16 protein-coding genes and 1 tRNA gene are annotated in these 13,310 nt (G+C 35.0%); 7 read left to right on the forward strand and 10 right to left on the reverse strand.

From position 1 onward, the window contains the following. The first annotated feature begins 124 nt into the window (after positions 1-124). Together QHH19_03665 and pyrH are read left to right on the forward strand one after the other, a co-directional pair. A complete protein-coding gene (locus QHH19_03665) occupies positions 125-550 on the forward strand; it encodes a hypothetical protein (GenBank protein ID MDH7517423.1) in 426 nt (141 codons plus the stop codon). 61 nt (positions 551-611) lie between these two features. Then, positions 612-1,286 carry a UMP kinase gene (gene pyrH / locus QHH19_03670; protein ID MDH7517424.1) on the forward strand — a complete coding sequence of 225 codons (675 nt, stop codon included), beginning with the start codon at positions 612-614 and terminating at the stop codon, positions 1,284-1,286. Between the two features lie 42 nt (positions 1,287-1,328). Here pyrH and ftsZ read toward each other — a convergent pair whose 3' ends face one another. The 4 genes from ftsZ to QHH19_03690 all read right to left on the reverse strand — a co-directional run bounded on the left by ftsZ (position 1,329) and on the right by QHH19_03690 (position 3,780). Continuing rightward, positions 1,329-2,423 (reverse strand): cell division protein FtsZ, encoded by a 1,095-nt coding sequence (ftsZ, locus tag QHH19_03675; protein MDH7517425.1) that lies wholly within the window; start codon positions 2,421-2,423, stop codon positions 1,329-1,331. Positions 2,424-2,546: 123 nt separating this feature from the next. After that, a complete protein-coding gene (locus tag QHH19_03680) occupies positions 2,547-2,774 on the reverse strand; it encodes a ribbon-helix-helix domain-containing protein (GenBank protein ID MDH7517426.1) in 228 nt (75 codons plus the stop codon). A 142-nt stretch (positions 2,775-2,916) separates the two neighbouring features. Beyond that, positions 2,917-3,543, reverse strand: coding sequence for a translation initiation factor IF-2 subunit beta (locus QHH19_03685; protein MDH7517427.1), 627 nt, complete (start codon positions 3,541-3,543; stop codon positions 2,917-2,919). Between the two features lie 99 nt (positions 3,544-3,642). Next, the gene (locus QHH19_03690) at positions 3,643-3,780 is read right to left on the reverse strand and encodes a hypothetical protein (GenBank protein ID MDH7517428.1); all 138 of its coding nucleotides are present in this window, start codon (positions 3,778-3,780) and stop codon (positions 3,643-3,645) included. A gap of 178 nt (positions 3,781-3,958) precedes the next feature. Between QHH19_03690 and QHH19_03695 the strand changes: the two genes are divergently transcribed. The 5 genes from QHH19_03695 to QHH19_03715 all read left to right on the forward strand — a co-directional run bounded on the left by QHH19_03695 (position 3,959) and on the right by QHH19_03715 (position 6,496). Then, positions 3,959-4,393 carry a 30S ribosomal protein S6e gene (locus QHH19_03695; protein MDH7517429.1) on the forward strand — a complete coding sequence of 145 codons (435 nt, stop codon included), beginning with the start codon at positions 3,959-3,961 and terminating at the stop codon, positions 4,391-4,393. After that, positions 4,394-5,635, forward strand: a complete 1,242-nt coding sequence (locus tag QHH19_03700) for a translation initiation factor IF-2 subunit gamma (protein MDH7517430.1) — start codon at positions 4,394-4,396, stop codon at positions 5,633-5,635. After that, positions 5,593-6,003, forward strand: coding sequence for a DNA-binding protein (locus tag QHH19_03705; GenBank protein MDH7517431.1), 411 nt, complete (start codon positions 5,593-5,595; stop codon positions 6,001-6,003). The genes QHH19_03700 and QHH19_03705 overlap by 43 nt, the downstream gene beginning before the upstream one ends. Positions 6,004-6,060: 57 nt before the next feature. Then, positions 6,061-6,176: transfer RNA gene (locus QHH19_03710), tRNA-Met, on the forward strand. 71 nt (positions 6,177-6,247) lie between these two features. Beyond that, on the forward strand, positions 6,248-6,496 hold the full coding sequence (locus tag QHH19_03715) for a hypothetical protein (protein ID MDH7517432.1): 249 nt from the start codon (positions 6,248-6,250) through the stop codon (positions 6,494-6,496). A 30-nt stretch (positions 6,497-6,526) separates the two neighbouring features. On the opposite strand, the gene QHH19_03720 is transcribed toward QHH19_03715, so the two are convergent. The 6 genes from QHH19_03720 to QHH19_03745 all read right to left on the reverse strand — a co-directional run bounded on the left by QHH19_03720 (position 6,527) and on the right by QHH19_03745 (position 13,146). Then, positions 6,527-7,510 carry a UbiA family prenyltransferase gene (locus QHH19_03720; protein ID MDH7517433.1) on the reverse strand — a complete coding sequence of 328 codons (984 nt, stop codon included), beginning with the start codon at positions 7,508-7,510 and terminating at the stop codon, positions 6,527-6,529. Positions 7,511-7,587: 77 nt separating this feature from the next. Continuing rightward, positions 7,588-8,988 carry an FAD-dependent oxidoreductase gene (locus tag QHH19_03725; protein ID MDH7517434.1) on the reverse strand — a complete coding sequence of 467 codons (1,401 nt, stop codon included), beginning with the start codon at positions 8,986-8,988 and terminating at the stop codon, positions 7,588-7,590. Positions 8,989-8,990: 2 nt separating this feature from the next. Beyond that, the gene (locus QHH19_03730) at positions 8,991-9,995 is read right to left on the reverse strand and encodes a UbiA family prenyltransferase (protein ID MDH7517435.1); all 1,005 of its coding nucleotides are present in this window, start codon (positions 9,993-9,995) and stop codon (positions 8,991-8,993) included. A 52-nt stretch (positions 9,996-10,047) separates the two neighbouring features. After that, positions 10,048-11,052, reverse strand: coding sequence for a hypothetical protein (locus QHH19_03735; protein ID MDH7517436.1), 1,005 nt, complete (start codon positions 11,050-11,052; stop codon positions 10,048-10,050). An 83-nt stretch (positions 11,053-11,135) separates the two neighbouring features. Then, positions 11,136-12,158 (reverse strand): UbiA family prenyltransferase, encoded by a 1,023-nt coding sequence (locus QHH19_03740; GenBank protein MDH7517437.1) that lies wholly within the window; start codon positions 12,156-12,158, stop codon positions 11,136-11,138. Positions 12,159-12,213: 55 nt separating this feature from the next. Then, a complete protein-coding gene (locus QHH19_03745) occupies positions 12,214-13,146 on the reverse strand; it encodes a hypothetical protein (GenBank protein MDH7517438.1) in 933 nt (310 codons plus the stop codon). Positions 13,147-13,310 lie beyond the last annotated feature (164 nt).

Genomic DNA, 13,310 nt, shown 5'->3' on the forward strand with positions numbered 1-13,310 from the left:
CATTATTCTCAATAGCATTCTTACATAACATTTTTACTGTAAGAATGAGACCTAGTTAATTCTGTCCCCAATGCCTAAATTAACGAAAGAAGTAAAAATCTGTTGTCTGTTATCAGGTTTATATATGAAAATCAAAAACATACAACTAAAATCCATTGAAGCAAGACGTTTCATAAACCCTAGTGAACGCCCTCAACAGATACGCATAGACCATAATAGTACAATAACCCAGATGATTGATGTAAAAGAAAATGAAGCAATCATTGATTTCCAATATATCGCAAGCTATGGACCTATAGGTATGATTAAACTTGAAGGTTCTCTGTATTATGAGGATAATGATGCAAAGAAAATCACTAATGAATGGAGAAACACTCGTAAGATGCCTGATCAGATAGCAAGTCAGATTCACACAGCTGTTATGCACGCATGCGTCCCAGAGGCAGTAAGCATAGCTAAGGACCTAGGTTTACCACCACCTATTCCACTACCACAGGTTAGACTTGGGGCAACACCTAAGAAAGGACAGATTGGTCCAGAGGTAGCATAAAAAAAACCTTTTTTGTAGTTTTAACAACTCTAATAAATCAAAATATGCATACACTCTTTTCATGGAAAGAATAGTGATATCCCTCGGCGGATCAGTCATATTATCAGATGAAGCGGACTTAATTTTTTTTAAAAAACTTAAAGACATGTTTGAAAAACTATGTAAAAAATACAAAATATATCTGGTTATCGGTGGTGGAAAAACAGCTAGAGCTTACATAAAACTAGGTCGTGAACTAAAACTTGATGAAAAAACATTGGATGAAATCGGTATAGATATAACTAGGCTTAACGCAAAACTATTAACCAACATACTTAAAATATCAAATAAAAAGATACCATCTACTACTTCTGAGGCGAAGAAAATAAACAAACCAATAGTGGTTATGGGCGGTACAACACCAGGTCATAGCACAGACATGGTTGGTGCTGAGCTAGCAGAAAAAGTAAAAGCTGACAGGTATATCATAGCGACAAACGTAGATGGGGTTTATGACAAAGATCCTAACAAATACTCTGATGCAAAACAACTTAAAACCGTGTTTATACAACACCTTATTGACGAGTATGGTACAAGCTGGGATATAGCTGGTAAAAACGTTGTTATCGATGGGCCTGCTCTTAAAATAATAAAAAAAGCAAGGTTAAACACTTATGTTGTAAACGGGAAAAAACTTGACCAACTAGAGAAAGCGATACTCGATGAATCTTTTAATGGTACAAAAATAATTTTATAGGGGAAAAATAATTAAAAAAAGAAAAAGAAAAAGTTTTTTTGTTTATCTCACGAAGTCAATGCCAAACTTTGGGTGAGTTACGGTTTGTCTTGTTGGCATTCTGTCCATTGCTGATGCGCTTTTTGGGCCGAGTAGGTTTGGTGATTGTACACCGGTCATGATCGCCATCACCCTGCATTTACCCTCGAACTCTGGTAGTACTCTTGCGCCTAGTATAACGTTTGCGTAGCAGTCTAGATTCTCAGTGAGTTTCTTTGCCACATCCTGTACATACTTTAGGCTCATATTCGGTCCACCTGTTATGTGTACAAGTGCACCGTTTGCTCCTTTGTAGTCTACATTAAGTAGTGGATGGTTAAGTGCTTCGTGTACAATTGCGTCTACACCGGCATCCTCATCTGCTTCTCCCCAGAGCATCACAGATAGGCCGCCTGAGTTCATTATAGCCTTCATATCCGCGTAGTCAAGGTTTATTAGAGATGGAATTGTTATAGTCTCAGATATACCTTTTACTGTCTCAGCTATGAGCTGGTCCATCACAGAGAAAGCCTGGTTTATTGGTAGGTTTGGAACGAATTCTAATAAACGGTTGTTGTCGAGAACAACAGTGCTGTCTGCAGTTACTCTTAGTTTGTCAAGGCCTTCATCTGCTTTTATAAGTCTTGCCCTCTCAACATTGAAAGGTGTTGAAACCATACCAGTGACAATAGCACCCTGTTTTTTTGCTATTTCAGCAACAACAGGTGCAGAACCAGTACCAGTACCACCACCCATACCTGCGCAGATGAACACAAGGTTTGCTCCTGCTAGTAATTCCTCAAGTTGTGCGCTGGACTCACGGGCGGCGCGCTCTCCTATCTCTGGGAAACCACCAGCGCCTAGTCCCTTAGTCAGATTCTTGCCTATTAACACTTTTTTGTCTGCTTCAACTAAGTCTAAAGCCATTTTGTCTGTGTTTATGGCAATTGTTTCTGCGCCTTTTACACCAAGTTTTTTAAGTCTTGTTATTGTGTTTCCACCAGCTCCTCCACAACCTACTATCATTATACGTGGAGTACCAAACAAACCGTCATCAATCTTTATTTTACTTTCTTCATCAGCCTTATTTTCTATCGCACTTGCGATAAAACTTTCCATATTCATACTTTTTCCGTTGTTTGTGGTCATCCCATCTTCCTCCTATTCTGGTAGTTTGAAGGACGCCATTTTCTGGCGCCCTTCTCGGGGTGCATCCCATCCCCCCTACAGTCTAACTAACCATCATTTCTTTATGTAAGGTTCAATGGATTCAACCGCAAGCTCCAATTCTTGAACCTTTTTGATCTTCTCAGCTTTTTCAATAACTGTTGCTGCATAATTTGTTATGAACTCATTTACTGCACGTCTTATCACTTCAGATCGAGAAGAAAATTCGCCTGCTCTGATAAAAAGATCTATCGAGTGAAGATCATGTTGAGGCAGTCGAATTGTTATACGGTTTTTCTCCATTATCTTCTTCTCCTCACATATACCAAATTGTTGTCATAACATGTATCGTTTGTCTGTCTAACAAATGACAAACGACATCAAACGTCAGACAACGTCATGACATATGTAGTTCGGTTTAAATATTTTTCGCTAATAACAAAACTTAGTCCTTCACAACTTCGCCAAAAGCAACAGTACCAGAAACTTTCTCTATCTTAATCTTAACCGTAGAACCCTTAACTGCACCAGGCACATAAATAACATACCTATCAAAAAAAGCAACACCATCCCCCTTCTTACCAATATCCTTAATCGTCAACTCGTACGTCATACCCTCTTTCAAATCCTCAACAGGCTGCTGCAGAAGCTTCTTCTTAGTAACCTTAGTAACAGGACGAAAAGCACCACAAGCATCACATCTAATCAAAATCATCCTATCCTGCTTAACAAGATGAGTATCAGGTTTATTACACTCAGAACAAATCACATAAAGATCCACATAATCCTTCAACTTATCCTGCAACTGCTTCATCGGTATCTTACCCTGAAATACAGCCCTACTACCATCTATCTCACCAGCTGTACCAACACCACCTAAAAGAAACTTAAAAATAAGCTGAGGATCACGATTAATAGCATCAGATATCTTATCAAAATTTTTTATAACAGTAGTATTGCCCTCATAAAATATCTCTGCCTTAGGCATTTTAAAACGATCTTCGACAACTTTCTTCGCAGACTGATCACTTAGCACCCTATTAAGCAATTTTTTATAATCTATATCAGACATAATTTCTATAGCCTAATATAGTAACTATCTAAAAAGCTTCCGTTGCATGAACTCAAAAGCAAATGAAACTATTGCATTAACCAGTAAAATTTGTTTTTTTTAATATTTAATTATATTTGGTTTTAGCCTCATTCCCATTACAAGAGTTCCTTCTTTCAAGGCTTTTTCAGCTATATCACTTTTTTTCGTGTATATCCTACTTTCTCCTTTTGTCCAATACCAGACGAATTCAGTCATTTTTCCTCCCCACACAACTACCAGTTTTTAGTAGCAGCCTATCTACATTTCCCTTAAATATTTTTTTATATATTTCAGACTTTTTCTGATGTGTTATCTAAACAATAACTTATTAATATGTAATCTTGTTACCTGAAAAAGTTTAAGTTTAAAAACAAATTAAAGGAGAAAAAATAGTATGGTAGAATTCAAAGTTGTTGTAAATGACACAAAAAATGGTAAATCATACCAAATACCTGTTAGTGGACATCATGCTAACTCTTTAATAGGCAAAAAAGTTGGTGATGAGGTAGACGGTATATTTATTTCGCTACCAGGTTATAAATTGCAGATAACAGGTGGCTCTGATAAAGATGGTTTCCCGATGAGAAGTGATCTTCCAGGTGTTGGTCGAAGGCGAATACTGGTGAGTAAAAGCAAGGGTTTCAAACCAACTGAAAAGGGTTTAAGACGTAAAAAATCCATTAGAGGAAACACTATCAGCCAAGACATAGTTCAGATTAATATGAAAGTAATTAAGTATAGCTCAAAACCCATTGATCAAATTATTGGTAGCGGAGAACAGAAACCCGTAGAAACCAAATCTGAAGGAGAGAAAAAAGAGGAGCAGTAGATGAGTTTACCAAAACAACCTGAAGTAAATATTGGTATGATTGGTCATGTTGACCATGGGAAAACTACTCTGACGCAGAGGCTTACTGGTAAGTGGACTGATGAACACTCTGAAGAAATTAAACGAGGTATTTCTATAAAACTTGGTTATGCTGATGCTGCTTTCTATAAATGCCCCAAATGTGATGAGCCTCAGTGTTATTCCACCAAGAGTAAATGCCCTGTTTGTGGTAGTGCTACTGAGTTGTTGCGTGTTGTTTCTTTTGTTGACTCACCAGGTCATGAGACTCTGATGGCTGTTATGCTCTCTGGTGCTGCTATTATGGATGGTGCTGTGCTTGTCATCGCTGCAAATGAGCCTTGTCCTCAACCTCAGACTAGGGAGCATTTAACAGCGCTTGACATAGTTGGTGCTAAAAACATTATAATTGTTCAAAACAAAATAGATTTAGTATCTGAAAAGAATGCTATCAAACATTATGAGCAGATTCTGAAATTTATTGAGGGTACATGCGCAGAGAATGCACCAATTATTCCTGTGAGCGCACACCATGATACTAACATAGATGTTCTTATTCAAGTCATGGAGAAATATATCCCTACTCCGAAGAGGGATAAAAATAAACCACCTTTCATGTATGTCGCTAGAAGTTTTGATATAAATAAACCTGGGACTAGACCAGCTGATTTAAAGGGTGGTGTAATCGGTGGATCATTGGTTCAAGGTGTTTTCAAAAAAGGTGACGAAATAGAGATAGCTCCTGGTAGGAAAATCGAGGTTGAGGGAAAAAAAGTGACTGAGCCTATAATTGCTACAATTGAATCTCTTATGACTGGTGGTAAGTCTGTTGAAGAAGCCTCACCTGGTGGTCTTATAGCTGTTGGAACCGGTCTTGATCCAGATAGAACTAAATCAGATGCATATGTTGGTAAGGTTGTTGGAAAACCTGGTGAGATGCCACCTGTTGTTGAGGATTTTGGTTTATCTATACATCTACTGAAAAGGGTTGTTGGAACTGTTGATGAAAAGGATGTTGATCCTATAAGAACAAATGAACCGTTGATGCTTACAATTGGTACTGCTACCACAGTTGGTATCGTTACTTCTGCTTATGGTGAAAAAGTTAAAGTTAAACTTAAGCTGCCGGTTTGTGCTATGGAAAAACAGAGAACGGCTATAAGCAGAAGGATTGATAGTAGATGGCATCTGATAGGTTATGGGGAGATAGAATACACAAAGTAGTTATTCTTGATAGTAGCGCTATAATGATGCTTTTTGAATTCTCTATAGACTTAGAGAATGAACTCACTCGCCTCTTGGGTTCTCATGCGGTTGTTGTTCCAAAAGCTGTTGTAGATGAACTAGATTTTTTGGCAAAAAAAGAGCAGGCTGGTAAAAAAAAGATGAAAGCAAAAGCAGCTATTAAACTCATTGAAAAATACGAGATTGTTGATGTTAAATCAGAAAATGCAGATGATTCCATTATTGAGTTAGCTAAAGAAACCGATGGTGTTGTCGTTACAAATGATACGGAGCTTAGAAAAAGGTTGAAAGAACTTTCAGTTCCTATTATTTTTTTACGTGCAAAGAAAAAACTTGTTATGGAATAAAAATTCTTATTATCATGAAAGTTTTTATAAATACTTCGTTGTTCTGTTCTCTGTTACGTCGGGGTGGCTCAGCCTGGTTAGAGCGCCTGACTCATAAGCTCAGCTAAAGGGGTTCGTATTTAGCCTTGCGCTAAGATATCAGGAGGCCGCGGGTTCAACTCCCGCCCCCGACATTTTTACTAAATATTTTATTTAAAAGTTATAAACAAATAAAATTTTAAGCTAACAAAACATACCTATTTACATGCCTGATGAAGAAAACATATTGGGACCCCGTTCTCTAGATGAACTGCGTAAAAAAGCACATAGCCTGAACTGTCAATTAACTGAAGAAGACTATACACCTCGTGAGATAGAGATAATAGGCTATTACTTGCATAGAATAGCGGCTAGCTATCTAAGTTATTTTACACACAAGGAATTCGAAAAAACAGAAAAAGAATACAAGGATCTAGCAACCGAATCAATAAAATCTTTTGAACATACCAAATAAATTTATCAAACCTTTTTAAATTTTTAGCATTTAAATAAGATCACTGAATATTACTAATAAAGTAAATCCAATCGCGAAGAATATGTATTCAATGTACATAACTGACCAAGCATGAACATTCTCTAGGGTTTTACTTTCACTTTCTTTAATCATGAGATAAAATACAATAAAGCTTGGTATAAGTAAAAACGTCAATGGCCAAAGATACTCCTCTAAAAAACCCATGTTTATTAGTACCGGGATCGATGCAAATGGGAAAAACATAAATGGTAATGATATAAAAGCTGTTTTTTTAACCCCATAAGTATTTATCATGGTGCGTATTCCAGTTTTTTTATCTGCATCGCTATCAACTATATCCTTGGTCGCCATTCCACCAATTAAAAATAAAGTAGCAATCGTACCAATTATCCAGGGTTCTCTCTGGAAAGGATCCCCGAAAACACTCCATGATGCAAGTATACCAAGTAAACCTCTTGGTACAGCAATCCATATCTGATTAAGAAATATAATTCGTTTTATCCTTGGGGGGAGAGAATAGGTTACTGTAAATATCATTATGAGAAATATGAATATACCAAACCATAGGTTAATTGTTACAGATCTTATCAAAGCAAATAGGTATAATAGGTAGGCGAGACTTGTTGCCTCATCAGGTTTTACAACGCCTCTAGGGATAGGTCGGTATGGTTTCGATATCCTATCAGCTTCTACATCAGTAGCTTGATTCAACGCGTTTGATGCAGCATTCACTAAAACAATAGTAAAACTTGTATAACCAACTGTTATCAACCAATCCTGTAGTAAAGATGGTTTAATTTTCTCTAGGTTATATACAAGACTTGCAACAGCTATAAACATTGATACAACAAGTGGTGCAAATAACGTGAATGCACGAAATAAATCTATATAGCCTCTTATATGTACTGAAAACCATTTGGTTTTGCTATAAGGTTCTTTTATTGTTAGTTTCCCGAATTTATCACGGATCTCACTTGGCTCAATCTTTTTCATCGTCTACTCGTATCAGTCCATATATTAAATGTTTTTCCAAGGCTTTTTTATCCTATAAAATTTGGTGAAAGTTTAAATTAATCATTGTTTTGTTCTAAAAAATACATTAAAATACTTACTGAGTTTAATGCACAGGTAAAACCTATTCCTGGAGCTTTTACACAATCACCAACCAAATATAGGTTATCTACTGGTGTCTGAATTTTTGGTTTATCTCTATCAATTGTCTTAGCTACCCCATCAAGATGCCATATCGTAGGATATATACACCAGTTAAGGTTTTTATGAAAATCAGGGACAAGCTGTTTAAGATTTTTATCAAGAAAACCTCTTAGTTTAGTTAAAGTTTTTTTATCCTTTGCTTCTTCTGGTGTACAAATTATGTATGATTGAACAAGGTAACAACCTTCTGGGGCGAGACCAGCATCTTGTGATGCTGACATAAAATCAATCATACCAACAGCATCTTCGCCATCAACACCAGCGTCTCTCTCTATAAAATGAAATGTTTTACCAACTAGAAATGGATCAATTTTTTTTAGAGAATAATAGGCACATAGACTACCTGTTCCCTTTAGTGATTTAAGCTCTTTCACATATTCTTTAGGGAAGTATTTTTCATCAGCGATTTTAAAAAGATCCTGAACTAATACATTAGAGATTATAACGTCAAAAGTTCGCTCTTTATCGTCTACCACAACCCCAACAGCTTTGTTGTCTTTAATAACAATTTTCTGCACAGGTTTTTTTAAATTTATCACGCCACCATTTTTTATAATATAATTAGCTAGCTTCTGTGTGATGCTACCAAGCCCACCTTTAGGGTACCCAACTGGTTTTGATCCTTTTAAAAGACCTCTCTGAGCGCGTAACATTTCCCCAGTTGAAATTTTATCAAGGTTATTCATTGTCGTGATCGATCTGGAAAAAATCTCGAGGATAAGTTTCATCTTGCCTTTGCCATATTTTTTGATGGTTTCTGTCATTGAAATAGAATCTAATTTTTTCATTGTTTTTTCACTAGAAAAAAGAAGTCTGAATATATTTGGGAATATCTTGATCTTGTCAACTCTTGATAAAAAAGGAAAATCATAACCGTTTTCTTTTATAAAACCAACATATGACTCAAGGATTTCAATGTGTTCATCTAGTTGAGATAATATGTTATTTGTGTTAGATAAAACCCCACCACCAATCGTGTGATATCCAAGGTCTAGTTTATAGCCATCTAGCATTTTTTTCTCAAAAATTGTTTCTAGGTCAGGTTCTGAAAAGGCTATATTCATATGGAATCTTGCTAGGAGATTTTTGTATTCCTCAAGTGTAAAATTGGAAGGATAAAACGAAAGCGCTCTGCCACCAATCATAGGCTCTTTTTCGAATATTGTTACTCTATGTCCTTTTTTAGTTAAAAGCACCCCAGCGGTTAAACCTCCGATACCTGCCCCGATTATACATATATTTTTTCTTTGGTTCATTTTTACATCCGTGGTCTGAAAAGTCTCTCCCCAACTAGCGGAGTTAAAATGATATACCATAAAATAGGGAAAATAATTAGAAATACACATATTAGCGGGTTTATGATTGACATAAGCATAATTGGAACAAGTGAATATCTCAAAAACGATTGAATACCAATGTATTTCTGGATTTTGTTACGCAAAAAAATCTTGATTGATAAAAGTTTAATGCTGAAGAATAGGACGCCAAATGTTGCTAATGCTAGTATGATAAGTTGCCAGACATAGTAATTGTAGCCAAAAATAAAAAATGGTATGAAAAGTAGACAAGCTGAGAACAGACGAATTCCCATCCCAAACATTTTAAAGGAAAATGGTATAGTTATAGCATTGTTTTCAACGCGTACACCAGAATAAAGAGCTATGTTTTTAACACCCATCTTGTAGTCATGATCAGCATCTTTTATGCCACCTTCAACCACATTCATATGTAATGTCTGGTTAAAAGTGAGGATAAAAATAATCCATGTGATTACATTTGGAACTCCAACAGCGAGAGCACCAGCTAAGAACAGGAAAGCCATTGATATAGCGACAAAGAAATCTGACCCAGCGATTTTTTTACCATATAGATCATATATGCTACCTAAGATGCCAGCGAGCACTATGCATAATAACGAAAAAAATTTGTAATCATCTAGAACCTTTCCACGGAATAAATAAAACAGAAGTAAAAATGCTATCAAACTTAAAAATACACATATTGCAACAGCTGTTTTTTTTGATATATCACCACTCACCAATGGTTTCCCATAAAGATCATCAACAAGGGAATCTAACTCAACATCCGCATAATCATTAAGAATAAAACCATACATGGCAGAACAGGCGCCGATACCAAAAAGTATAGCAAGCGTAAAAAAATCAGAAACACCAACAGTTAGAGCACCAATCACAGGTGGAATAGCAAGCGCTCCAAGACCAGGTATACGCAACAGTTTTGCATAAGCAACAATCTTATTCATAGGATATATGAAAAAGCTGGCTCTATTTGAGTTTTTCTGATTACAATAAAGTCTAGCTAAACTTTAGATATTCCATTATCTGCGTATTATTTACAACTTCTTTATGAGAACCAACTGAGATAAAGCCTGTTGATTTTACATGATACCTCCAATATGGGAAAAACAATGCTCTACTATAATGTATATTATATGTATCCATCTGGATATCGACATTGATAGGGGCACCTCTGGCAGTATCGTCTATTTTTAGAGTAAAACTTGTTGGTATCTTCCTCCTGTGATTATAAATAAATCTGTTAGATTTAAAGTGTATATTCTCTGGATTAACTGGAAAATAGCCTTTATCATCCTGATTTATTATAGCGAGTAATTCCCCTTGTGAAGATGTTTTCATTATTTTTGCCCAGGATAAATTAAATGTTTCACTGATTATTCTGCCCCAATACCACGCTTTACCATAGTTTATAGGTGTCCATATTGTATAGTTCCAGTTATGATCATGATAACCAGTACCCTGAACCTCCATTTTATCCCCATCAATGATAATCTCACCTGTTACAGATGCTTTCGGTAAAGCAACAACCCAGCTTTCTGCAGCGGTCTCATATTTCCATCCTTTAGTAGTACCTATAAATTTTAGATGAACCTCGCATTCATCTATTTTTAATGAAAGCTCATACATCCACTCTTTTTTATCTCTATATTTCTGTTCATCAAATCCAATGATAGTGTCACCAGCTAGTTTTACCATAGGAAATTCTGAGGATGTATGAAAATCACGAAAAAAGTATCGTTTTACCGCATCTGCTACTAATTTACCATCTTTATATATCTCTAAGAATGGTGATACTAGACCAAAATTTTTTTTAGAAAAGGTCCTGCATCCAACATGTAAACTGTAATTATTAGTAAAAATCGCATCAAAATACCACCACTCTGCGGCAACATGTTTTATTGATCCATGAAATGCATCATCAGCAGGTAAAATATCTTTTAAGGCATACTGGATGTAATTGTCGCTACGCATCGTTGATTTTGAATTTCTGTTAACACTCATGATTTGAAATTGATTGACATAATTTAAATTATTTGCGATATATTTCATAAAAAAATGTGATTCCTTTAATCATCAAGATTAAATCAAGATGCAAAATAATCTTTTACAACTGTAAATCTAAAGATAATATACCATAAAAGTGGGAAAATAACTAATAAAAATGCATAAAATAAACCAATTACTGGAACGAGTATAATAGGAACAAAAGAATACCGTAAAACTCCCTGTAACCCCAGAATTTTAACGGTTCTACCTCGTCTTTCAAGGGTTTTAATATTTATCAGTTTTACACTAAAATACAGTACCACTAAAACAAGAAATAACAATAGTAGAATATGCCATAATTCGTAATCTGCTCTGTAAAAAGCAAAGGGGACAAACACGACAAAACCATCAAAAAATCTTATACCCAATGCAAAGGCTTTAAACCTTATAGGGATAAAAAGTTTATTTTCTTCGTAAACCCTAACACCACTCGCCAAAGCTATGTTTTTTACATTCATAAGTATATCATGGTCAGCATCTTTTATTCCGCCAACTACTGCGGTCATGAAAAAATATTGGGTAAATACAAGAATAAAAACAACCCAAGTAAATATATTAAGATTTATATCATTCGAAACAAGAAATGCGCCTACTAATACAAATAAAGCATCTGCAAGAGCAGAAATAATGGCAGAAAAACTGAATCTTTTTCCATACAAGTTATATATTGTACCAAAAATGGCAGCAACTATTATGCATAATATTCCCAAATAAAATGAGAGTTGATTCTTATAAAAAAATAAAAAAACTATTACAAATACACCGATGACACATAGCACACATATTATGAGTGCAGTTTTTTTAGAAATTGTTCCTTTTACTAAAGGGCGTTTACTGGAATCTTCAGATAGTTTATCAATTTCAATATCTGCATAATCATTTAACACGATTCCATATATTGATTTAAAAACTCCAATTAAGAAAAGGAGAATAAGAATTTTTAAATCAACATATACACCAATGTAGATAAGACTAATAGCTCCAAAGACTGGTGCTATTGAAAAACCACCTAATCCCGGTAATCTAATCAACCTTGCATATTCCAAAAATGAAGAACGCATAATAACATAGAAAAACCGATTCGTATTTGAATTTTGTGTATAGTAATATATGCAGTTAAATCAAACGGAAAAATTCCATTATCTGAGTTTTATCTATATTCTCTTGGCATGTACCCAAAGATATTACACCTTTTACTTTTGCATGATATCTCCAATAAGGGGCAATTAATAATTTTTTAAATCTTCTGTGAATATTTTGGACTTCCATTTTAACATCAACATATATCGGAATATCATTTACAACATCATCAATTTTTAATTTATAAATTGTCGGCATTTTTCTCCCATGATTACGAATAAATTTATCAAGTTTGAGATAGATATTTTCTGGGTTAACAGCAAGATATCCTTGGTTATCCTTGTTTACAACAGCGAGTAAATCTCCTTCAGAGGATGTTTTCATAATATTTGCCCAAACTATATTCAAGGTCTTACCTGCTATTTTTCCCCAATGCCAGCCCCATAGATTCGTTATTCTTGAAATGTTAGTACTCCAGTTATGATCATGATAACCTATACCATTGACCTTCATTCTCTTTCCGTCAACAACAATCTCACCTGTTACAGATGCTTTTGGTAAAGCTACAATCCACTTCTCCCTTTCCCATTCAATTTTCCACCCAGGAGTGGTACTGATAAACTTTAAGTTAACTTCTAGATCATCTATCTTTGGTGTAACATTATAGACCCATTCTCCTCTGCTATTGAACCTCTCCATATCAAACTCAAAAATATTATTATTAAATAATTTGACCAGAGGGAGCTGTTTTGATATTTCGAAATCTTTAGATAGATATCGCCTTATTGCTTTCTTCACTATTTTGCCATCTTTATATATTTCAATTTCTGGGAAAGACATAATATTCTTTTTAGAAACCGTGGTAAAACCGATATGTATACTGTAATTGTTGTTAAAAATTGAATCAAAATACCACCACTCAGAAGAAAAAAATTTATTTGATCCATAAAATCCATCGTCTTTAGGCATTATATTCTTAGGAATTGACTTGTTATATATGTTAGAATTATACATCAGATATAGAAAAGATCTTTATTATTTGAGTTTTTCTCAATACAGTAGATCGGCAAGTGAAAACTTAAATGTGTATATGAGGTAAGTGCATTGGGTAATAAGGATGCACTCAACAACAT

It is taken from the genome of Candidatus Thermoplasmatota archaeon, from assembly GCA_029907305.1.
Lineage (GTDB): Archaea > Thermoplasmatota > E2 > DHVEG-1 > DHVEG-1 > JARYMC01.